Below are 22,326 nucleotides of genomic sequence, written 5' to 3'. Positions count from 1 at the left end.
ATTTGCATAAATTATCGGCGAACCCGCAGAAATCACATACCGTTCCTTAATAGGTTTTTATCGAGAATGGAGCGTTCGTCGGGTCAATTCGGACCTGATGACAGGGCGCTCCCATGATCGTTGATGTTCATGAAAACGACATCGCGATGAAATCCGAACTGGTGGCAGCGCTTTACGCGACACCGGGCACGATTCTCATCGGCACCGTGACCGTCACGGCGGTCATGATCGCGGCCGGGCTTTTGACCGGCAACGACCCCACCTTCTATGCGATGGCCGCCGCCATGGTTGGTATCGGCTGCTTCCGCCACATTTCGCACCACCACTACAAATCCATCCACCTCGCATCTGCGAGCGTCGGCGATATCGACCGCCTCGAGAAGCTCGCGATGGCCGGTGCCTGGTCGACGGCCGCCTTGATCGCAGCCTTCGGTGCCTACGCGATCCTGCGCTACACCCATGATCCCGTCGCGGTGCTAGCGATCGCACAAACCATCGGTTATCTCGCCGGCATATCGGGGCGGAACAGCTCACGGCCGATGATCCCCCGCGTTCAGGTTCTCGCGGTTGCAGTGCCGTTCACGCTGGCCCTGCTCTGGACGAAGGACCCGGCCTATCTGGTCATCGCGCTATCGGTGGCGCTGACCGCCGTGCTGACGTTCTCCAGCGCGCAAGTGATCCATCGGATCTTCCTTGCCCGGCTGCGCTCGATGCGCGAGCTGGAGCATCTCGCCGTCAACGACACGATCACCAGCCTCTACAATCGCCGCGGCTTCATGCGCGAGATCCGGACCATGGCGGCGGCCGGCGGTCCCGTGACGTTGATCTCGATCGATATAGATCGCTTCAAGGGCATCAACGACAGCCTTGGCCACGATGTCGGCGACGCGCTGCTGAAGGCGGTCAGCGAGACGCTGATCGCGGAATTCGAACCCTGCGACATCGCAGCCCGCACCGGGGGCGACGAATTCATGGTCGCGACCACGCGCAGCATCGACGGCGCGACGGCGCTGGCGGCCAGGCTCGTCATGCTGCTCGCGAGCCAACGCTTCATCGGCGGGCGCTACATCACGGCGACGGCCAGCATGGGGATTGCGCCCGCCGGTTGCGCGCCCTCGATCGAGGAGGCGCTGAAATGCGTCGATATCGCGCTCTATCGCGCCAAGCTCGACGGCAGGAACCGCTTCGTCGTGTATACCGCCGCCATTCGCGACGAGCATGAGGACAGCCTGGCGCTCGAAACCGAACTGCGGGAGGGGCTGCGCCGCGGCGAGTTCGAGCTGCAATTCCAGCCGATCTACAATCCGCGCTCCGGCTCGGCGACGCTGGTCGAGGCGCTGCTGCGCTGGAACCATCCTCACCGCGGCATGGTGCGCCCCGATATCTTCATTCCGTTGGCCGAACGGACGGGCCTTATCACCGTGCTCGGTTCCTGGGCGCTCGGAGAAGCCATGCGGACCGCCCAGTCATGGCCGCGCAGCGTCGGGGTCAGCGTCAACGTCTCGGCGCGTCAGTTCGATCATGGCCACGATCTCGTCGGCACGGTCGAGGCGCTGATCCGGATGAACGGCATCGAGCCGGCGCGCCTGACCATCGAGATCACCGAGAGCTCGCTGATCGACGACCCCGCCCATGTCGTCTCCCGCCTGATCGCGCTGCGGAAGCTCGGTGTGCGGATCGCGCTCGACGATTTCGGCACCGGCTACTCCTCGCTGAGCTATCTGGCGCATCTGCCGATCGACACCATCAAGATCGACCAGGCCTTCACGCAGGAAGTAGGCACCTCGCGCAAGGCCGATTCGCTGATGAACGCGATCACCCAGCTCGCACACGACCTCGAACTGCGCCTGATCGTCGAGGGCGTGGAAACGCAGGAGCAGCTCGAAATCATCAAAAAGCATGCCGTCCATGGCATTCAGGGGTTTGTTTTCGCTCGGCCGATGACAGCGGAGGAATTGCTGCCCATGATCGGCACTCGTGTAGCGACGGGACGGACGAGGGCAGGACGCTCACGCTCCGGCTGGCGCAAGCCGGATCGCTTCAGCCAGTTTGCCTGAAACGCTCCGGCTGCAGACGCCCGCGCGAGCCGGAGGCCTTGGATGCAGCGCCCGAACTATCCGAGCGGGAAGGATCTGCTGAGCGCCGACGCCGTTTCGCGCTTCGACCTCGACGACATCATCGAACGCGCCGAGCGGCATCTGCGCGAGGAGGAGATGGAAAAGGGAGGGCTTCCGCTTCCAGAGCAGCCACCGGCGCCGCGGAGACGCCCGAAGGTGATCGCCACCCTGTTCGACCAGCGCAGCACGCGCACGCGGCTCGGCTTCCAGGCAGCGGCCGCCCGGCTCGGCCACCAGTCGATCGACGCCTACGACACCGATCGCAGCCGCATCGGCAACACCACCGGCGAATCCATCGAGGACCATATCCGCACCGTCGAGCTCTATAGCGACCTGCTCGTGGTCCGCTCGCATCTGGAGGACATGCCCTATCGCGTCGGGCGGCTGAGCTACCTGCCCGTCATCAACGCCGGCAACGGCGCCGACGAGCATCCGAGCCAGGCCCTCGTCGACATCTTTTCCATCCGGCAGATGCGCGGCGACATCGAGACGCTGAGCATCGCCCTGTCGAGCGATACGCGGGCGCGCTTCGCCGTCTCCTTCGTCAAGATGCTGCGGATCTGCCCGCCCAGGCGCTTCACCCTGTGCTGCCTGCCCGACGTGCCGATCAATCCGGCGATGCGCGAGGCGATGACCGTGCTCTCCGACCTCGGTACCGCGGTCGGCACCGTTCACGACATCCGCCACACGCTCGATCATGACGTTCTCAGCATCCAGATGCAGGATATGAGCAAATTCGCGCATGCCTCGCTCGGCACTGAGGCCGTCGATAAGGAAAAAGAGAGCGAGCCCTTCACCCTCACCGCCCGCAAGATCCTGGATGCCCGCTCTGACACTCTGATCCTCAACCCTCTCCCGCGCTTCTCGGAGCTCGACCCCTCATGCGACAGCCTTCCGAACGCAGGCTATTTCCGCCAGGTTCAGCTTTCGGTGCCGATGCGGATGGCCATCCTGGAGCGCATGCTGCTGGGCATTCCCTGGACCGGCCAGGCCGACAATTTCCGGCGTTCTTCGGGTGGATGAGCGCCTATCTCGCCTCCTACCTCGCCATCGCCGTGTCGATCCGCCTTCTCGCGGGCTATCTCACCATCATCGAAATCGGCCTGCTGCGCTCGATCGGCAGCCTGGCCATCGCCGGCTCGATCGTCTGGGCGAGCGGCAGCGGCCGGCAGCACGGCTTTCTGCCCGCGAAGCCGCGCGACGACATCCTCCGCAGCGTGCTGCATCTGGCCGGCTCGCTGGCGCTGATCTGGAGCCTGTCGCATCTGCCGCTGGCGCTGGTCACCACCATCGAGTTCACCGGGCCGCTTTTCGCGGGAGTGCTGCTGTTCCTGACGCTTCGCCGGCGACCGGGTACGGTCCCCGCGCTGGGCCTGGCGCTCCTCGCGAGCGGCATCAGCCTGTTGCTGCTGAAGCTGAATGCCGTTCCCAACAGCGACATCGCGATCGCAATCGCAGCCGTCGCCGTCCTGACCACCACCAACCTCATGCTGGCCAGCCTCGCCGCCAATCGCAGCACCTTGTCGATCGTGTTCCTGATGCATGCGATCCAGCTGCCGCTCTACCTGCTCCTCTGGCTCTTCGTCCCGGAGCTGTGGTCGCCGCCGCCGCAGCCCTATCGACTCGCCTTCCCAGCGCCGGAACTGGCGGTGATCGGCGGGGCCGTGCTGGCATTGATCGTCGGCGGCTTCGTCTCGCAGGCTGCGCTGGCCAATGCATCGCGCCACGGCACTCCGCTCCAGCTGTGCAGCGCCGACACGTTGCGCGTGCCGCTGATCACGCTGGCAGCCTATTTGATTCTGGCGGAGCTGCCGCCGAAAGATCTGCTTCTGCCGGGACTTGTGGTCCTGTGCGGCGTCATCGTCGCCAGCCTGCCGCAGCAGGCTGGCTCCCGGGTGCGCCGTGGTCTGAACGATATGCCCGGCCGGCTCTCGCGGGTCAGTTCGCGATCTCGAAGACCACGTTGACCTGCGTGCGATAGGCGTTCTCGCCGGCCGCCAGCGGCACGAAGGCATCGCTTGCCGCCATCTTCATCGGCCCGCCATAGGGCATCGGACGCGGCAGGCTCGACTGCTCCTCGATCGTCAGGATCCGGCCGAGCTTGATGTCGGCCGCTTCCGCCAGCGTCCTGGCCCGGGCGACGGCGTCGGCGACCGCGAGCTTGCGCGCTTCCGTCAGCGTCGGCTTGAGATCGTCCTTCACGAAGACGATGCCGCCGCCCTGGTTGACGCCCAGCGTCACCGCCTTGTCGAGGATGGCGCCGGCATCCGCCAGCTTGCGAACGCGAACGGTCAGACCATTGCTGACGGCGTAGCCGGTGATCTTAGGCTCGACATTCCGATCCTTGCCCGGCTGGGCGAAGCGCGGCTGGATGCTCAGGCCCGAAGTCTGCAGGTCGCGCTCGGCGATACCAGCCTCCTTCAGCGCCGCCAGCACCTGCTTCATCGCCTCGCTGCTGGCGGTGAGCGCGGCGCGCGCCGTCTCGCCCTCACGCAGCACCGTCAGGTTGAGGATCGCCATGTCGGGCGCAACGCTGACCTCGCCCTCACCCGTCACGCTGATGCGCGCAGGCTGCTGGCCGGGCGGGTTCTGCTGGGCCATCGCAGGGGCGGAGAGCAATGCGGCTGCGCCGACAAGCACGGTCCCGGCCAGAGCGAAGGCAAGGCGGTTCGACATGATGACTCCTCGTTCACGCCCGGCCTCCGTGGCCGGGCGCATCATCCGAGCAGGGACATCTTGTCGAAATTATCACGACGAGGCCCGCAAACCCCGCGGATGGAGCGTCCGGGAGGGCCGGGATGACGAAGCGCGAAGATGGACGAATTGTAACTTTGATCTGATACGCAGCTCTCCTACATTGTAGCGATTCTAATCTAGGAGAGAGTGCCTTTGACCTCCGTCCCGATCGCCGCTCGAGAATCCTATGACCCAATCGCGCGGTTTCTCCACTGGTCGATGGCGCTCCTGATCGTCCTGGCCTTCCTGCTCGGACTGACGATCGATGCCTTCCCCAGCACCTGGAAACGGGCAGCGATCGAGAGTCACAAGGCCATCGGCATCCTGCTGATCGTCTTGCTGGTCGCGCGCTGCGGGTGGCGTCTGACACATCGCCCGCCCGAACCGGAAGCGTCGTCGCCTCTCCTCGCGGTCGCGGCGCGCCTCGGTCATGCCGGCTTGTACGTGCTGATGCTCGTCGTCCCGGTGATCGGCCTCGTCTATGCGATCAAACGCGGGCAAGGGCTCGATCTCGGCCTGTTCAGCATCCCGCCCCTGGCTGCGCCCGCACCGCGCGCCGAGACGCGGCCCATTCGCGAATGGCATGAATGGGCATCATATACGCTCATCGCGCTGGCGGTGCTGCATGCGGTCGCCGCGCTCTGGCATCATACGGTCCGCCGGGACGATACGCTTCGCCGCATGTTGCCGCTTCGGTAAGGAGCCCCCCGCCCCCCCGCGCGCCCTATCGACATAAAGCGCCGATCTATCCCGTCGTCCGGGCATCGGATTTTCCGAACAGTGGCTTCCACTTTTCAGTCCGATGCTCTGACGTCACCCTTCCACCAGCCGGCGCGCGATGACCTGCGCCTGGATCTCGGCGGCGCCCTCGAAGATGTTGAGGATGCGGGCGTCGCAGAGCACGCGGCTCACCGGATATTCCAGCGCGAAGCCGTTGCCGCCATGGATCTGCAGGGCGTTGTCGGCCGCCGCCCAGGCGACGCGGGCGCCCAAGAGCTTGGCCATGCCGGCCTCGAGGTCGCAACGCCGCTCGGCATCCTTCTCGCGGGCGGCGAAATAGGTGAGCTGGCGCGCGATCAGGATCTCGGCCGCCATCATGGCGAGCTTGTCGGCGACGCGCGGGAAGGCGATCAGCTTCTTGCCGAACTGGATGCGCTCCTGCGCATAGCGCAAGCCGAGATCGAAGGCGCACTGCCCCACGCCGATGGCGCGGGCCGCCGTCTGGATGCGCGCCGCCTCGAAAGTCTGCATGAGCTGCTTGAAGCCCTGCCCCGGCACGCCGCCGAGCAGGTTCTCGCGCTTGACCGCGAAGCCGTCGAAGGCGAGCTCGTATTCCTTCATGCCGCGATAGCCGAGCACCTCGATCTCACCGCCGGTTAGGCCGGCGACGGGAAACGGATCCTCGTCGTTGCCGCGCGGCTTCTCGGCGATCAGCATCGACAGGCCCTTGTAGCCGGGTTCCGAGGGATCGGTGCGGACAAGCAGCGTCATGATGTCGGCGCGGACGGGATGAGTGATCCAGGTCTTGTTGCCGCTGACCTTCCAGACAGCATCCGCCCCCTCGCCTTCCTGCACTGCTTTGGTGCGCAGCGACGCGAGATCCGAACCGGTATTGGGCTCCGTGAAGACGGCCGTCGGCAGGACTTCGCCGGAAGCGATCTTCGGCAGCCAATGCTCCTTTTGCGCGTCAGTTCCGCCGCAGAGGATGAGCTCGGCCGCGATCTCCGAGCGGGTGCCGAGCGAACCGACGCCGATATAGCCGCGCGACAGCTCCTCCGAGACGACGCACATCGAGACCTTCGACAGCCCCATGCCGCCGAACTGCTCGGGGATGGTCAGGCCGAAGACGCCGAGCTCGGCCATCTTCTCGACGACCGGCAGGGGGATGTATTCGTTGGCGAGGTGCCATTCATGGGCGTGGGGCGTGACCTCCGCGGCGCAGAAGCGGCGCATCTCGGAGCGGATCGCCTCCAGCGTCTCGTCGAGGCCGGGATCGCCGACGCTGTGGGAACCGTCGCTCTGGCTGAACAGGGCGACGAAGCGGGCGCGGTTCTCCGGGGTGTTGCCCTCGGCGATCAGCGCCTCGGCCGCATCCGAGCGGGCGGCTGAAACAGCCTTCTGCGAGAGGCCGAGCGCCGACAGGCGCACGATCTCGCCCTGGCTCATCGGGATGCCGCCAAATATCTGGGCGGCGTATTCGCCGGCGCCGATCCGCAGAGCATAGTCCTCGACGGCGCCGTAGCGCTCCTCGGCCTGAAGGCGCTCGCCATAGGCCTTGAGTTCGCGCAGCGCCGTGACATAGGTCGCAAGCCAGGACAGCCCATGGGCGGCATGCTGCTCCGCCTCGAGCCGAGCCGAGGAAATCCGGCCGTCGACGAGCACTTTCTGCCGCACAGCGGCGACAGCATCCTCGAACAGCCCCTCGAAGCCCGGCAGCGCAGCGGCAATCAGCGCGACCGCATCGGCTCGAGCCTCGGTTTTAGCGGCGGTGTTGGCGCTCATCGTTTCGGCCTCCCTTTGTTGCGACGCAGCATAAGAGGAGTTCCGGTGAAACCGAAATCCTCCTTTTTGCGGAGGAGCCGGCAATGACCGCCAGCCTATTTGCGGCTGGCGAGCGCCACGCCGAGCACGGTCACCGCCATGCCGCCGATCTGAAACGGCGTCAGCGTCTCGCCGAAGAGCATCCAGGCTTCCACGGCGACCAATGCCGGCACCAGATAGAGAAAGGTCGCGATGCGCGAGACCTCGCCGCGGCGGATCATGAACAGATAAAGCCAGATGCTGCCGATCGACAGCACGATGACCGACCAGGCGAGGACCAGCAGCATGGTCAGGTTCCATTCGATCCGCATAGGCTCGAACAGAAAGGCGAAGGGCACGACGATCAGCGCCGCCGCCGTGTATTGGATCGCGGTCATCGTGCGCAGATCCCCGGAGACGATCCGCGCCTTCTGATAGAAGGACCCGAAAGTCACCGCGAACATGCCACCGATATTAATGAGCATCGGTGCGAGCACGCCCCAGAGCGCGGCCGGTTCGACGCCGGCGAGCTGCGGCTCCAGCACCAGCGCAATGCCGAGGAAGCCGCAGGCGATACCGAGCCAGCGGATTCCGGAAATCCGCTCTCCGACCAGGGCCGGCGCAAACAGCGCCGTCAGGATCGGCTGCAATCCCGCGATCAGCCCGGAGATGGCCGCCGGCAACCCGTGGCGCACGGCCCACCAGACACCGGCAAGATAGATGCCGTGCAGCAGGATGCCGGTGACGGCGATGTCCAGCACGGCGCGCCGCCCGCGCGGCCAGGGCGCGCTGGTCGCGAGCGCTATCGCGGTCAGGAGGGCGGCAGCGCAGGCAAAACGGACGACGAGGAAGGTCAGGGCATCGGCATAGCGCGCCGAATAGCCGGCCACCACCCAGCCCGTGGACCACAGGAAGGTGAAGAGCAGCGGCATCGCGCGCAGAAGCAGGGGCGGCATGGGAACCCGCGAGGCAAACGGAAACGGCCGTCTCTAGCCCGGTTCCGCCGGACGCGACAGGCCGTCAGCGCCGCCAGGCCATGCCGGAGCCGCCTGTCAATCCCGGTCCGGAGCGCCCGGCGGGAAGAGCTTGCGGTAGGGCCGCGCCTCGTCGACCGCACGAGCGACGGAAGGCCGGGCCAGGAGGCGGCCCCGATAGGCGCGGGCGTGGCCGAAGGCCGTGTCGATCTCATGAACCCAGTCGGCATAGAACAGTGACGGAGCAGCCGCGCAGTCGGCCAGGGTGAAAGCCTCACCGCAAGCCCATTCGCGCTCGGCCATCGCCTCGTCGAGCCAGCGATAGGCATCGTCGAGCTGCTCGCGCGCCTGCGCCATGCCGTAGGGATCGCGCTCGCCGTCCGGCCGCAGATGGTCGAGGACGATCTTCTGCATCGGCGTCATCACATAGTTGTCGAAAAAGCGATCCATCATGCGCGCCCCAAGCGCGGCCTTGGGATCATCCGGCAGGAGCCGAACCGGCCCCGGATGATGGAGGTCGAGATGCTCGATGATGACGCTCGATTCCGCGATGGTCGCGCCGCGATCAACGAGAACGGGGAAGCGCTTCAGCGGCCAGAGGCCAACCCATTCCGCCCCGGCCTCCGGATCATCCGGACCGAGCACCCGATAGGTGAAGGGCGTCCCGTTTTCGTAAAGCGCGATCAGCACCTTCTGGCTGTAGGACGAGAAGGGATGGGCGTAGAGCGTCAATGTCATGGCTTCCTCCGACCGCTTGTTTTTCGCAAGCAGTCTGTAGCCAAACCGATTTCGCTTTGCAACCGGATACGCGCGCCTAGCCTCCCAGCGCCTCGGCGACATCCTCATAAGTGCGCAGCCCCGTGCGCGGAGCATAGACCAGCACGGACATGTTGCCGGGCGCATGCTCGTTCTTCCACATCTTGTGGTGGGCGAGCGGAATCTTGTCCCAGGGGAAGACCTCGGACATGCAGGGGTCGATGCGCCGGTCGATCACGAACTGGTTGGCGGCGCTGGCCTGCTTGAGATGGGCGAAATGCGAGCCCTGGACGCGCTTCTGCCGCATCCAGACATAGCGGGCATCGAAGGTGATGTTGAAGCCGGAGGTTCCCGCGCAGAACACCACCATGCCGCCGCGCTTGGCGACGAGGCAGGAGACCGGGAACGTCGCCTCGCCCGGATGCTCGAAGACGATGTCGACATCCTTCTTGCCGGTAATGTCCCAGATCGCCTTGCCGAACTTGCGGGCTTCCTTGGTCCATTCGGCGTATTCGGGCGAATTGACCTTGGGCATCTGGCCCCAGCAGTTGAAGTCCTTGCGGTTGATCACGCCCTTGGCGCCGAGGCCGAGCACGTAGTCGCGCTTGGTCTCGTCCGAGATCACGCCGATGGCGTTGGCGCCGGAGGCCGCGCAGAGCTGGACGCCGAAGACGCCGAGGCCGCCCGAGGCGCCCCAGACCAGGACGTTATCGCCCGGCTTGATGGCGTGCGGGGCATGGCCGAAGAGCATGCGATAGGCTGTCGCCAGCGTCAGCGTGTAGCAGGCAGCCTCCTCCCAGGCGAGGTGCCGCGGCTTCTGCATGAGCTGGCGCGACTGCACCCGGCAGAACTGGGCGAAGGAGCCGTCCGGCGTCTCATAGCCCCAGATGCGTTGGGAGGGCGAGAACATCGGGTCGCCGCCATTGCACTCCTCGTCGTCGCCATCGTCCTGGTTGCAGTGAACGATGACCTCGTCGCCGACCTTCCAGCGCTTCACCTTGGAACCGACGGCCCAGACGATGCCGGCGCAATCCGAACCTGCGACGTGGAAGGGAGCCTTGTGGACGTCGAAGGGTGAGATCGGCTGGCCGAGGCCGGCCCAGATGCCGTTGTAATTGACGCCGCCCGCCATCACGAGGAGCAGCACCTCCTCCTCGCCAATCGTCCAGGTCGGCACGACCTCGACCTGGAAGCTCTCCTGCGGCGGCCCGTGGCGCTCGCGCCGGATGGCCCAGGCGTACATCTTTTCCGGGACATGGCCCAGCGGCGGCAGTTCGTCGAGTTCGTAGAGATCCTTGAGCGGATTAACGGCGGCCTGCGACTGCGACATGGTCGTCCTCCCTGCTCTCATCCGTCCTTGACTGAGCCTGGGCGCGTCCTGCGGATGTGGGTGCCGATCATGCACCATATGCTGCGCTGCGCCATTGATCTAAGGAATTACACCGCGGCGCAAAATTCCCTGCCTCAGCCAGCCGGAGCGCTTGCGTTTTCTTCACGCTTCCAGGCGATCTTCGGTGCCGGCGCGGCCAGGAGAAGAACCCATGCGCAGTCTGCTGATGATGGTCGGCCTGCCTGATCTGCCGATGCTTTCCGTCATCCTCATCGTCACGATGATCGTTCTGACCGTACTCCTGTTCGGCTGGATTTCCGACCTGCTGCTCGGGAATGCCGGCTTCGGGACGCTCTTTAACGCCGGGCTCATCCTGATCGGCGGCTTTGCCGGGGCGTGGCTGTGGCATCGCTTCGGCGTTCCGACGCGCCTGGACCCCGACGCCTTGCGGGCAGCGATCGCGCTCGCATCGGGCCTGTTCCTGCTCGTGGTCGCGGCCGTATTCAGGCCCTAGACGTCAGTCCGGCAGCGCGGCGGCGAAGCTGTTCAGATACTTCATGCCGGTGTCGCACAGGACGGAGACGATCGTCGCGCCGGCCCCGAGCCGTTCCGCAAGGCGCAGCGCCGCGACGAAGTTTCCGCCGGTGGACGTCCCGCAGAACAACCCCTCCTCCCGCGCCAGCCGCAGCGCCATAGCCCTCGCCTCTTCGGTCGAAACCGGCTCGATCGCATCGACGAGATCGGGCCGCCAGAGCGGCACGACATAGCCCGCGCCGACGCCATCGATCTTGTGCGCGCCGGTCGGGCCGCCCGAGAGCACGGCCGATTCAGCCGGCTCGACCGCGACCAGCGCGACCGACGGCGTCAGCCGGCGAAGCGCCTCCCCGGTCCCACGCAGCGAGGCGGCGGTGCCGACGCTCTGGACGAAGCCATCGATCCGGCCGCCGGTCTGCTCCCAGATCTCCCCAGCCAGCCTGTTATAAGCGGCGAGCTGGTCGGTGTTGCGCATCTGGTCGGTCCAAAAGGCCCCGGTCTCGGCCGCGATGACGCGTGCGGCTTCGATCATGTCCCGCGTCAGCTTCTCGGTCATCCGGCCGGATTCGCTCGGGATGATCGTCAATTCTGCGCCGAGCAGACGCATATGGGTGAGCTTCTCGCGGGCGAAAGCGTCGGAGGTCACGATGTGCAGCCGATAGCCTTTCACCGCGCAGACTTGGGCGAGCGAAACGCCCGTGCTGCCGCCGGTATATTCGACGACGCTGCCACCGGGTTGGAGCCGCCCATCTGCTTCGGCGGCCTCGATCATGGCGAGTGCCATGCGATCCTTCATCGAGCCGGTCGGATTCTCGCATTCAAGCTTCAGCAGAATGCGGGCGCCGTTCTCGGGAAGGATGCGGCGTAGCGGGAGCAAGGTGGTGCCGCCGATGCGGCTCAGAATATCGGCGGGCATGGCAGGCATCGGAAACCTCGCGATCGGCAGGCAGTTAGATGTATATGCAATTATTGTATCTGCATGTAAATTGCTGGCATGCGAAGACTGCACGGATTGCGGGAAGAGGTGCGCCAGTTGGCGGCGAGCTGCGCCGGGCTGACAATCCGGCAGGCCGCGCGGCGCGTGACGCGGATCTATGACGAGGCGTTGAAGGATAGCGGGCTGAGCGTCGCCCAGCTCGGCCTGATGGCGGTGATAGCGACGAACGAAGACGACCGGATGGCGGCATTGGCGGAGCAAGCCGGGCTCGATCCCTCGACACTCTCGCGAAACCTCCGCGCTTTGGAGCGCGACGGGCTGATCGAGATCGCGACTGTCGAGCAGGATCTGCGCCGCCGTGCGGTCTGGCTGACGGAAGAAGGAGTCAGGCGGCTAAAGGCAGCTCTTCCGGCCTGGCGAGGCGCACAGGCTCGCGTGACGGCGACGCTGCCTCCCGATCTCCTCCAGCGGCTTGCAGCGGCCAGCGCCGCGATGGCAGCGCCGGAAGACTAACGTCAGAGCTAAACGTCAGGCCTGGCCGCTGCGGCTGGCGGCGAGCATGTAATTCACGTCCATGTCGCGGGCGGCGCTCCAGCGGCCGGTCAGCGGATTGAAGACCACGCCAGTCTGCGTGCCCAGCGTGAAGCCGTTGCCTTCGATGGCGCCGCCAAGTTCGGCCGGGCTCACGAACTTCTCCCAGTCATGCGTGCCCTTCGGCAGCCAGCGCAGCACATATTCGGCACCGACGATGGCCAGCGCATAGGATTTCAGCGTGCGGTTGATCGTCGCCATGATCAGCAGACCATCAGGCTTCACCGCCGCGCAGCAGGCGGCGATGAAAGCCTCGACATCGGCGACATGCTCGACGACTTCCATCGCCAGCACGATGTCGAAGCGCTTGCCGGAGGCGACGACCGCCTCGATCGTCTCCTCGCGATAGTCGATGGTCAGGCCGCTCTTCTCGGCATGGGCGCGCGCGACGCTGACATTGGTCGGCGCCGGGTCGAGCCCGGTCACCTCCGCGCCGAGCCGAGCGAGCGGCTCCGACAGCACGCCGCCGCCGCAACCGATATCGACCAGAGTCAGGCCTTCAAGCGCCCGCATCCGCTTCGGATCACGGCCGAAATGCGCGCAGGCTTCGTCGCGGACATAGGCGAGGCGCACGGGATTGAACTTGTGCAGGACAGCCATGGGCCCTTTCGGGTCCCACCAGTCGCGCGCGATCGCATCGAAGCGCGCGACTTCGGCCGGATCGATCGTCGATCCCTTTCGCTCAGCCGCAGCCGCCATGAACCCGTCCCTCGTTTATGCGATGCCACATTGACACCGCGCCTGACGCCCGTCATCTACACCCGCCCCGCCGCCAGTGCGAGGGCGACGTTTCGACCCGGCTTTTCCAGCCGGGGACAGCTATCGAGAGCCCGAATACCGTCATGGCCCGTCTGGTGATGAAATTCGGCGGCACCTCAGTCGCCACTGTCGAGCGCATCAAGAACGCGGCGCGGCACGTCAAACGCGAGTTCGACGCCGGCAACGAGGTCGCGATCGTCGTCTCGGCGATGTCAGGCAAGACCAACGAGCTCGTCGCCTGGTGCAAGGAAGCCGCGCCGCTCTATGACCCGGCCGAGTACGACACCGTCGTCGCCTCCGGCGAGCAGGTCACCTCCGGCCTGATGGCGATCGTGCTGCAGGAGATGGGGCTGCCGGCCCGCTCCTGGCAGGGCTGGCAGATCCCGCTCTATGGCTCGGACGCGCATGGCTCGGCCCGCATCGAAGGCGTCGACGGCGCCGGCATCCTCGCCGGCTTCGACCGCAATCGCGAGATCGCCGTCTGCTCCGGCTTCCAGGGCGTCAACCCGCGCACGCACCGCATCGTCACGCTCGGCCGCGGCGGCTCGGACACCAGCGCGGTCGCGCTCGCGGCCGGCCTCAAGGCTGATCGCTGCGATATCTACACCGATGTCGACGGCGTCTACACGACCGATCCGCGCATCGTCCCGAAGGCCAAGCGCATGGACAAGGTCTCCTTCGAGGAAATGCTCGAAATGGCCTCGCTCGGCTCCAAGGTTCTGCAGGTGCGCTCGGTCGAGATCGCCATGACGCAGCGCGTGCCGACCTATGTGCGCTCCTCCTTCGACGACCCCGAAAACCCCAATCCTGGCACCCTCATCTGCGACGAGGACGACATCGTGGAACAGCAGATCGTCACCGGCATCGCCTTCTCCCGGGACGAAGCCCAGATCACCCTCCGGCGCGTGGCCGACAAGCCCGGCGTCGCCGCGGCGATCTTCGGCCCGCTCGCCGATGCCAACATCAATGTCGACATGATCATCCAGGTCGTCTCCGACGATCAGGCGACGACCGACATCACCTTCACCGTGCCGACTGCCGATTACGAGCGCGCCAAGACGCTGCTCGAGAGCAAGCACGATGTGATCTCCTACCAGGAGATCCAGGGCGCGATCGACGTCGTGAAGATCTCGGCGATCGGCGTCGGCATGCGCAGCCATGCGGGCGTCGCGGCCCGCGCCTTCCGCGCGCTGGCCGAGAAGGGCATCAACATCCGCGCCATCACCACCTCCGAGATCAAGTTCTCGGTGTTGATCGACGCGGCCTATACCGAGCTCGCGGTCCGCACCCTGCACTCGCTCTACGGCCTCGACGCCGCCTGAGCATTCCGGACGACGACCTAAAAAAGACGCCGCCGGCTTCACGCGAAGCCGGCGGCGTTTGCGTTTTGATCCGACCTTACTCCGCCGGATGCGCTGCGTGTTCCGGCTCGCGCTTGCCGAAGAACAGCCGGGTCAGCCCGTCCGAAAGCCTGTTCATGTAGAGGAACAGGACGGGCGTGATGAACAGCGTCAAGACCTGCGAGATCATCAGGCCGCCGACAACGGCGATGCCGAGCGGCTGGCGCAACTCGGCGCTCGCGCCGGCGCCCAGCGCGATCGGCAGCGTGCCCATCAGCGCCGCCAGCGTCGTCATCAGGATCGGCCGGAACCGCATGAGGCAGGCCCGGTGGATCGCCTCCTGCGCCGACGCGCCTTCGCGCAACAGCACGAGGGCTACGTCGATCATCATGATCGCGTTCTTCTTGACGATGCCGATCAGCATCAGGAGGCCGATGATGGCGATGACCGAGAGGTCCATGTCGAAGAGCCTGAGCGCCCCGAGCGCGCCGATCGCGGCCGAAGGCAGGCCGGTCAGGATCGTCAGCGGGTGGATGAAGCTCTCGTAGAGGATGCCGAGCACGATGTAGATCGTCAGGATCGCGCCCGCGATCAGCAGCCCCTGGTTGGCCAAGGAATCCTGGAAGGTCTTGGCAGTGCCGGCGAGCGTGGTCGAGAGCGACTTCGGCAAGCCAATCTGCTCCTTGAGCGTGTTGATGCGGTTGACGCTGTCGCCGAGCGCCACGCCGGCCGGCAGATTGTAGGAAATCGTCACGGCGGGGAGCTGGCCGAGCTGGTTGACCGTGAGCGGGCCGGCCGTCCGCTCGACCCGGGCGACGGCACCGAGCGGGACCAACGTGCCGTTCTTGGCGCGCACCCGAATGGCGTTCAGATGCTCGGGCGTCCAGTGCTCGTTGGGATTGAACTCGACGACGACGTTGTAGTTGTCGCCGGTGGTGTAGATCGTCGAGACCTGCCGGACGCCGAAGCCCGAATAGAGGGTCGAACGCAGGATGTCGGCACCGATACCCAGCGCGTTGGCCTTGTCGCGGTCGATCGTCAGCGTCGCCTGCAGGGCGTTGTTCTGGAGATCGGTCGTGACGTCGGCGAAGATTGCACGATCGCGGCTCATCGCATCGGCGAGCCGCAGAGCCCAATCATTCATCAGCGCCTGGTCGAGCCCCTGAATGACGAGCTGGTACTGGCTCTTCGAGGCGCGTGCGCCGATGTTCAGGTTCTGGACCGGCACCATATAGGTGTTGATGCCCGCCACCTGTCCGAGATCGCGCCGCAGCGAGGCGAGCACCTCCTGCAGCTTGGGGCGCTCGTCCAGCGGTTTCAGCTCGACGAAGAGACGCCCGGCGTTCAGCGCGCTGCCGCCACCGCCATTGCCGCCGACCGACGAGGCGACATGCGCGACATAGGGCGACTTGCGAAAGATGTCCGCAACCTCAGACTGCAACTTCAGCATCGCATCGAACGAAATGTCCTGACGGGCTTCGGTCGAAACCTGGAGCTGGCCGATATCCTCCTGCGGAAAGAAGCCTTTCGGCGTCGTCTGCAGCAGCCAGACGGTGCCGGCCATCGTGAGAAAGAACGCGAGCAGCATCAGCGGCTGAAAGCGCAGGCAGAATTTCAGCCCACGGTCATAGCCCGCCAGCACTGCATCGAAGCCCTTCTCCAGCCAGCGGCCCAGCATGTTCTCTTCATGGTGCTCGGAGTAGCCCGAGAGCAGCCGCGAGCACAGCATCGGGGTCAGCGTCAGCGAGACGAAGGCGGAGGCGAGGATCGCGACCGTCACCACCACCGCGAATTCGTTGAAGATGCGGCCGATGACGCCGCCCATGAGCAGCACAGGGATGAAGACGGCGACCAGCGACAGCGAGATGGAGATAATGGTGAAGCCGATCTCGCCGGCGCCCTTCAGGGACGCCTCATAGGCCGAAAGCCCATCCTCCTCCATGTGCCGGACGATGTTCTCCAGCATGACGATGGCGTCGTCGACCACCAGGCCGACCGAGAGGGTCAGCCCGAGCAGCGAGATGTTGTCGATCGAAAAATCCAGCATGTACATCGCGGCCAGCGTCGCGATGATCGAGATCGGCACCGCCACGGCGGGGATGAAGGTCGCGGCGATCCGGCGCAGGAAAACGAAGATCACCATGATCACGAGCGCGATGGTGAGCAGCAGCGTGAACTGCACATCCTCCACCGCCTGGCGGATCGAGGTCGAGCGGTCGTTGAGCAGGGAGAGCCCGGCTGCGGCCGGCAGCTGTTCCTGGAAGGTCGGGATCATCGCCTTGACGCGATCGACGACTTCGACGGTGTTCGCGTCGGGCTGGCGTTGCACCGCCAGGACAATCGCCGGCATGCCGTCATAGGTGCTGCGGGTCTGGGTGTTCTCGACGGAGTCGATCACCTTGGCGACGTCGCCCAGCCGGACCGGCTTGCCGGAGCGCGTCGCGATGATGACGTTGGAAAACTGGGCGGCATTGGCGAGCTGGGTCTGCGCCTGGATGGTGAGCTGCTGGGCCGTGTTCTGGAGGGTGCCGACCGGCGTGTTGGCATTCGCGGCCGTGATCGCAAGTTGCAATTCGTCGAGGCCGATGCCGCGCGCCGCCAGCGCGGTCGGGTCGATCTGGATGCGGACCGCGTATTTCTGGCTGCCCCAGATCAGCACCTGGGCAACGCCTTCCACGGTGGACAGCGCCGGCGAGATGACCTGCTGGGCGAAGGCGTCCAGCTGCGACAGCGGCACGACATCGCTCTTCAGCGCCATCAGGATGATCGGCGCGTCAGCCGGGTTCACCTTGCGATAGCTCGGCGGCGTCGTCATCTCGATCGGCAATTGCCGGAGGGTGCGGGTGATCGCGGCCTGCACGTCGGCGGCGGCGGCGTCGATGTCGCGGTTCAGCACGAACTGGATGGCGATCGAGGTCGCGCCCTGCGAGTTCGTGGTCGAGATCGAGTCGATGCCGGCGATGGTGCCGAACTGCTTGACCAGCGGCGTCGCGATCGAGGTCGCCATGGTGTCCGGCGAGGCGCCGGGAAGCTGGGCGGAGACGTTGATGACCGGAAATTCGGCGCGCGGCAGCGCTGCGACCGGCAGGAAACGCCAGGCGAACAGGCCCGCCAGCACCAGCGAGACCGACATCAGGATGGTGGCGACCGGATGCCTGATGCAGAAGGAGGAAATGTTCATGAGCGCGCGCCCTCGGCCACCGGCGTGCTGGCCGGCGGCTTCTCGCTCGTTGCGGCGCGCTCGCGCACCCGCGTCCCCTGCTTCAGCCGCATCTGGCCGTCAATGACGACCCGCTCCCCCGGAGCGATCCCCTCGGACACCGCCGTCTTGTCGCCATCGCTCAGCGCGACCTTGATCTGACGCAGATCGACGGTCGAGTCAGGCTTCACCACGAAGGCATAGGGGCCCTTCTGCCCGGTCTGAACCGCCACCGTCGGAATCACGGCGATGCCCATCAGCGTTTCCGGGACGATCTCGACATCGACATACTGGCCGGGCCAGAGCGTGAGATCGTCATTGGCGAAGGCTGCCTTGGCCGTGATCGTTCCCGATGTCATGTCGACGGTCGAATCGACGAAGTTGAGCTTGCCTTCCGCCGGCGGACGGCCGGTATTCGGCACGCGGGCCGTCACCGCTATCGGTTTGGCGGCCGCGAGCGCGGCCTGCAGGGTCGGCAGCTCATGCTCCGGCATGGCGAAGGTCACGCGCAGCGGCTTCATCTGGGTGATGGTCAGCAGGCCCGTGCCGCTATTGTTGTTGCTGGCGTTGACGAGATTGCCCGGCGTGACCTGGACGGCGCCGATACGTCCGTCGATGGGGGCCGTGATCCGCGTATAGCTCAGCTTCAACCGGTCCGCGTCGAGCGTTGCATGGTCGCCCTGGATGCTGGCGGCGGAGCTGCGCTCGTCGGCGATTGCCTGGTCGACCTGCACCTGCGTGCCGGCATTGCGCGCCAGGAGCTGCTTATAGCGCTCGAGATCGGCGAGGTTGCGCGTATGGGTCGCCTCGTCGCGCGCCAGCATCGCCTCGTCCTTGGCGATCTGAGCCTTGATGTCGCGATCATCGAGGGTGAAGAGCAGATCGCCGGTCTTGACGAACTGCCCGTCTGTGACGTGCTGCTGCATGATCTGGCTGTCGATCCGCGAGCGCACGAGCACGCTCGCAGGCGTCTCGACGAAGCCGATGGCGCGCTTTCGCACCGGGAAATCGACCTGGACTGCCGCGGCGGAGGCGATCGCGACGGGCGCGCCATCTGCACGCCCGCGCGCCGCCTGCGCGTTTTCCGAGCCGTGCGAGCGCCAATACCAGACGCCCGCGGCCGCGGCCGCGACGAGCATCAGCCCGGTGACAAAACCTGAACGCTTCATGTTCGCCCCACTCGTTCAGGCGGTCTGGCCGGCGGAAGCCGGCATCTGCATCTTGTCTTCCCGCTGGGGGCGGGTCTGTTCACGGATCGTGGCCAGCGTATCCAGCGCGGAAAGGATCGATCTTTCCTCCACCCCGCCAAGAACCTCCTGAGCAATCGCGGTGCGCACCTCATCGAGGTCGTCGACCAGCGCCCGGCCCTCCGGCGTCAGGTAAAGGCGATAGGCGCGGCGGTCGGCCGGGTCCTCGCGGCGCTCGATCAGGCTCTGCCCCTGAAGCCGGTCGAGCAACCTTGCGAGCGAAATCGGCTGCAGATCCATCTGCTCGGCCAGTGCCGCCTGGTTCAAGCCTTCCTGCCGCCGCAAGCGGGACATCACGCCCCATTGCGCCCGCGTCGTACCGTGCTGGCGCGCACGCTGATCGACATAGGTCCGCAGCAGGCGGGAGGTTTCGACAAGCTGGAACATGAATTCCCGCCGCAGTGGTCGCTTCATACAGAATCTCCGGAACGTAAGCCTGCTTATCGTATGCCAGATTACGGCGGTTTCGCGGTCGCACAATGTCGAACGCGGAATCGTGAGCAGTGCCGCAGCGTGGCGCGCATCCGATTTGCAAGGCTTGCTCTGGCCTCACGGGGGAAAGCGCTTCTAGACTGCGTTCCAACCTTCCCTCTTTGAGAAGCCTTTCCGACATGAGCCAGCTCTTCAGCCCCTATCAGCTCGGCAGCCTCACGCTCGCCAACCGCATCGTCATCGCGCCCATGTGCCAGTATTCAGCGAAGAACGGCTGCGCGACGGACTGGCACACCATCCATCTCGGGCATCTCGCGCTTTCCGGCGCGGCGCTGCTCATCATCGAAGCCACCGCCGTGGAGCCGGACGGGCGCATCAGCCCGTTCGATGTCGGCTTGTGGTCGGACGAAACGGAAGCAGCGCTGGGCAAGGCACTGGAAGCCGCCCGCTCCTGGTCCGACATGCCGATCGCGATCCAGCTCGGCCATGCCGGCCGCAAGGCCTCGGTGGCGCAGCCCTGGAAGGGCGGCGGCCAGCTCGGCCTCGACGAGGGCGGCTGGCATGTGCATGGGCCTTCGGCGGTCGGCTTCGAAAGCTATCCGCGCCCGCCGCGCGCCCTCACCCGCGATGACATCGCCCGTCTCATCGAGGCATTCGCGGATTCGGCGCGGCGGAGCGTCCGGCTTGGACTCGCGGCGATCGAACTGCACGGCGCCCATGGCTATCTGATGCATCAATTCCTCTCGCCGCTCTCGAACAAACGCGAGGACGAGTATGGCGGCTCTCTCGAAAATCGCATGCGCTTCCCGCTGGAGGTCCTCGACGCTGTGCGCTCGGTGGTGCCGGCTGGCTTCCCTTTGGGCTTCCGCATTTCGGGGACCGACTGGGTCGAGGGCGGCTGGGATGTCGAACAGAGCATCGCCTTTTCCATGGCAGCCAAGGCACGGGGCGCCGACTTCATCCACGTCTCCAGCGGCGGCCTGTCCACGGCCCAGAAGATCCCGCTCGGCCCGAGCTATCAGGTCCCGCTGGCACGGGCCGTGAAGCAGGCGACCGGGCTTCCCACGATCGCCGTCGGCCTGATCACGGAGCCGGAGCAGGCCGAGGCGATCATAGGCACTGGCGAGGCCGATCTCGTCGGGCTGGCGCGCGGCATCCTCTATGACCCGCGCTGGCCCTGGCACGCCGCGGCGGAGCTGGGCGCCAGCGTCAAGGCGCCCGACCAGTATCTGCGCTCGCAGCCCCGGCAGTATTCCAAGCTGTTCGCCTGACCAGCATCCCCCTCGTCATTCCGGGCTTGCCCCGGAATAACGGCGCATTTCCATGCAGAACGATCCCCCGTTCAAGGACGCCCATGACCGCCTATTCCGACCTCGCCGCCCATTTCGGCCGCATCGCCGCGCTCTCCAACGCCATCGGCATCCTGCAATGGGACAACGACACGATGATGCCCAAGGGCGCCGCCGAAACGCGGGCCGAGAGCATGGCGCTGCTGCATGTCATGCGCCACGGACTGGCGACCGACGCCCGCATCGGCGGCTGGCTCGCGGATGCCGAAAGCGACGACAGCCTCAGCGCCTGGGAGAACGCCAATCTGCGCGAGGTCCGGCGCGTCTGGACGGTCGACACCGCGCTGCCCACCGATCTCGTCGAGGCATCGAGCAAGGCGATCTCGGCCTGCGAGATGCGCTGGCGCCAGGCGCGGGCGGATTCCGACTTCGGCGGCCTGCTGCCCTATCTCGGAGAGGTACTGAACCTGCAGCGCCAGATCGGCAAGGCGAAGGGCGAGAAGCTCGGCGTCTCGCCCTATGACGCGCTGCTCAACGACTACGAGCCCGGCGGCAGCTCTGCGAAGATCGACGCGCTGTTCGACGACCTCGCTGCCTTCCTGCCCGGCTTCACCCAGGACGTGATGGCGGTGCAGGCGCGCCGGCCGGCCCTGCCGGCCCTCGAAGGCCCCTTCCCCACCGAGACACAGCGGGCGCTCGGCCTGAGGCTGATGTCGGCTTTGGGCTATGATTTCGAGCGCGGGCGCCTCGATATCTCGACACACCCGTTCTGCGGCGGCGCCGACAACGATGTCCGCATCACCACGCGCTACGACGAGGCCGACTTCACCAAGGCTCTGATGGGCGTCCTGCACGAGACCGGCCACGCGCTCTACGAGCAGGGCCGGCCGCAGGGCTACATGAACCAGCCGGTCGGCGCGGCGCGCGGCATGAGCGTCCATGAGAGCCAGTCGTTGCTGATGGAAATGCAGGCCTGCCGCTCACGTCAGTTCCTCGCCTTCGCCGCCCCGCTGATGCGGGAGAGTTTTGGGGGTCATGGCCCGGCATGGGAAACCGAGGCGATGTGGCGCCGCTATACCCGCGTCGAGCCCGGCTTCATCCGCGTCGATGCCGACGAGGTCACCTATCCCGCCCATGTCATCCTGCGCTACAGGCTGGAGAAGGCGCTGATCGCCGACGAGATGCCGCTGGCCGAAATGCCCGCCGCCTGGAACGCCGGGATGAAATCCCTGCTCGGCGTCACCGTCCCGGACGACCGCGTCGGCTGCCTGCAGGACATCCACTGGCCGTCTGGCGGCTGGGGTTATTTCCCGACCTATACGCTCGGCGCGATGACCGCGGCCCAGATCTTCGACGCAGCCTGCCGGGCCGAGCCCGCTATCCTGCCCGGCATCGGCAAGGGCGATTTCAGCCCGCTCGTCGGGTGGCTGCGCGCCAATATCCACGGCAAGGGCTCGTTGCTCTCGACCGACGATCTGCTCACCGAAGCGACAGGCCGGCCGCTCGACGCCTCGGTCTTCAAGGCGCATCTGCGCCGTCGCTATGTCGAGGAGGTGTGACGGCCG

Annotated in this window: 19 protein-coding genes; 9 read left to right on the top strand and 10 right to left on the bottom strand. The window is 66.0% G+C overall.

Annotation, left to right across the window (positions count from 1 at the left end; translation table 11 throughout):
- Positions 1-113: 113 nt before the first annotated feature.
- From AC1DE3_RS08210 to AC1DE3_RS08200, 3 genes are read left to right on the top strand one after another with little or no spacing between them, the layout of a single operon-like run.
- Positions 114-2,057: a putative bifunctional diguanylate cyclase/phosphodiesterase gene (locus AC1DE3_RS08210; protein WP_476780607.1), complete on the top strand. Its 1,944-nt coding sequence runs from the start codon at positions 114-116 to the stop codon at positions 2,055-2,057.
- 42 nt (positions 2,058-2,099) lie between these two features.
- Complete coding sequence (locus AC1DE3_RS08205; RefSeq protein WP_441512461.1) at positions 2,100-3,140, top strand: aspartate carbamoyltransferase; 1,041 nt, start codon at positions 2,100-2,102, stop codon at positions 3,138-3,140.
- The gene (locus AC1DE3_RS08200; protein WP_441512460.1) at positions 3,137-4,084 is read left to right on the top strand and encodes a hypothetical protein; all 948 of its coding nucleotides are present in this window, start codon (positions 3,137-3,139) and stop codon (positions 4,082-4,084) included. Before AC1DE3_RS08205 ends, AC1DE3_RS08200 begins: the two co-directional genes overlap by 4 nt.
- Here the strand turns inward: AC1DE3_RS08200 and AC1DE3_RS08195 are convergent.
- Entirely contained in the window at positions 4,056-4,793 is a 738-nt protein-coding gene (locus AC1DE3_RS08195; protein WP_441512459.1) for an SIMPL domain-containing protein, read from the bottom strand. The two genes, AC1DE3_RS08200 and AC1DE3_RS08195, sit on opposite strands and share 29 nt — an antisense overlap.
- 213 nt (positions 4,794-5,006) lie before the next feature.
- Here AC1DE3_RS08195 and AC1DE3_RS08190 point away from each other — a divergent pair, with 213 nt between their 5' ends.
- Positions 5,007-5,552 (top strand): cytochrome b, encoded by a 546-nt coding sequence (locus tag AC1DE3_RS08190; RefSeq protein WP_476780605.1) that lies wholly within the window; start codon positions 5,007-5,009, stop codon positions 5,550-5,552.
- 114 nt (positions 5,553-5,666) lie between these two features.
- On the opposite strand, the gene AC1DE3_RS08185 is transcribed toward AC1DE3_RS08190, so the two are convergent.
- The 4 genes from AC1DE3_RS08185 to ccrA all read right to left on the bottom strand — a co-directional run bounded on the left by AC1DE3_RS08185 (position 5,667) and on the right by ccrA (position 10,433).
- Complete coding sequence (locus AC1DE3_RS08185; protein WP_441512457.1) at positions 5,667-7,355, bottom strand: acyl-CoA dehydrogenase family protein; 1,689 nt, start codon at positions 7,353-7,355, stop codon at positions 5,667-5,669.
- A 95-nt stretch (positions 7,356-7,450) separates the two neighbouring features.
- Positions 7,451-8,329, bottom strand: coding sequence for a DMT family transporter (locus AC1DE3_RS08180; RefSeq protein ID WP_441512456.1), 879 nt, complete (start codon positions 8,327-8,329; stop codon positions 7,451-7,453).
- Positions 8,330-8,425: 96 nt separating this feature from the next.
- A complete protein-coding gene (locus AC1DE3_RS08175; protein WP_441512455.1) occupies positions 8,426-9,085 on the bottom strand; it encodes a glutathione S-transferase family protein in 660 nt (219 codons plus the stop codon).
- A gap of 76 nt (positions 9,086-9,161) precedes the next feature.
- Entirely contained in the window at positions 9,162-10,433 is a 1,272-nt protein-coding gene (ccrA, locus tag AC1DE3_RS08170; protein ID WP_441512454.1) for a crotonyl-CoA carboxylase/reductase, read from the bottom strand.
- A gap of 226 nt (positions 10,434-10,659) precedes the next feature.
- Here ccrA and AC1DE3_RS08165 point away from each other — a divergent pair, with 226 nt between their 5' ends.
- Complete coding sequence (locus tag AC1DE3_RS08165) at positions 10,660-10,947, top strand: hypothetical protein (RefSeq protein ID WP_476852308.1); 288 nt, start codon at positions 10,660-10,662, stop codon at positions 10,945-10,947.
- Between the two features lie 3 nt (positions 10,948-10,950).
- On the opposite strand, the gene AC1DE3_RS08160 is transcribed toward AC1DE3_RS08165, so the two are convergent.
- Entirely contained in the window at positions 10,951-11,892 is a 942-nt protein-coding gene (locus tag AC1DE3_RS08160) for a PLP-dependent cysteine synthase family protein (RefSeq protein WP_441512452.1), read from the bottom strand.
- Positions 11,893-11,961: 69 nt separating this feature from the next.
- On the opposite strand from AC1DE3_RS08160, the gene AC1DE3_RS08155 reads away from it, so the two are divergent.
- On the top strand, positions 11,962-12,417 hold the full coding sequence (locus AC1DE3_RS08155) for a MarR family winged helix-turn-helix transcriptional regulator (RefSeq protein WP_441512451.1): 456 nt from the start codon (positions 11,962-11,964) through the stop codon (positions 12,415-12,417).
- A gap of 15 nt (positions 12,418-12,432) precedes the next feature.
- On the opposite strand, the gene ubiG is transcribed toward AC1DE3_RS08155, so the two are convergent.
- A complete protein-coding gene (gene ubiG / locus AC1DE3_RS08150) occupies positions 12,433-13,194 on the bottom strand; it encodes a bifunctional 2-polyprenyl-6-hydroxyphenol methylase/3-demethylubiquinol 3-O-methyltransferase UbiG (RefSeq protein WP_441512450.1) in 762 nt (253 codons plus the stop codon).
- A gap of 143 nt (positions 13,195-13,337) precedes the next feature.
- On the opposite strand from ubiG, the gene AC1DE3_RS08145 reads away from it, so the two are divergent.
- Complete coding sequence (locus tag AC1DE3_RS08145; RefSeq protein ID WP_441512449.1) at positions 13,338-14,576, top strand: aspartate kinase; 1,239 nt, start codon at positions 13,338-13,340, stop codon at positions 14,574-14,576.
- Between the two features lie 76 nt (positions 14,577-14,652).
- Here the strand turns inward: AC1DE3_RS08145 and AC1DE3_RS08140 are convergent, their stop codons facing one another.
- The 3 genes from AC1DE3_RS08140 to AC1DE3_RS08130 are packed head-to-tail and all read right to left on the bottom strand — an operon-like array spanning position 14,653 to position 19,454.
- Positions 14,653-17,775, bottom strand: coding sequence for an efflux RND transporter permease subunit (locus AC1DE3_RS08140; RefSeq protein ID WP_441512448.1), 3,123 nt, complete (start codon positions 17,773-17,775; stop codon positions 14,653-14,655).
- A complete protein-coding gene (locus AC1DE3_RS08135; protein ID WP_441512447.1) occupies positions 17,772-18,962 on the bottom strand; it encodes an efflux RND transporter periplasmic adaptor subunit in 1,191 nt (396 codons plus the stop codon). The genes AC1DE3_RS08140 and AC1DE3_RS08135 overlap by 4 nt, the downstream gene beginning before the upstream one ends.
- Before the next feature lie 15 nt (positions 18,963-18,977).
- Positions 18,978-19,454, bottom strand: a complete 477-nt coding sequence (locus AC1DE3_RS08130; RefSeq protein WP_441512446.1) for a MarR family winged helix-turn-helix transcriptional regulator — start codon at positions 19,452-19,454, stop codon at positions 18,978-18,980.
- Between the two features lie 197 nt (positions 19,455-19,651).
- Between AC1DE3_RS08130 and AC1DE3_RS08125 the strand changes: the two genes are divergently transcribed.
- The gene (locus AC1DE3_RS08125) at positions 19,652-20,743 is read left to right on the top strand and encodes an NADH:flavin oxidoreductase/NADH oxidase (RefSeq protein WP_441512445.1); all 1,092 of its coding nucleotides are present in this window, start codon (positions 19,652-19,654) and stop codon (positions 20,741-20,743) included.
- Positions 20,744-20,826: 83 nt separating this feature from the next.
- Positions 20,827-22,320: a carboxypeptidase M32 gene (locus AC1DE3_RS08120; protein ID WP_441512444.1), complete on the top strand. Its 1,494-nt coding sequence runs from the start codon at positions 20,827-20,829 to the stop codon at positions 22,318-22,320.
- The last annotated feature ends 6 nt before the right edge of the window (positions 22,321-22,326 follow it).

The sequence above is a fragment of the Allobosea sp. 10L417 genome (genome assembly GCF_056395485.1).
The sequence above is the reverse complement of the archived record's forward strand: the minus strand, read 5'-3'. Positions and strand labels throughout refer to the sequence as shown.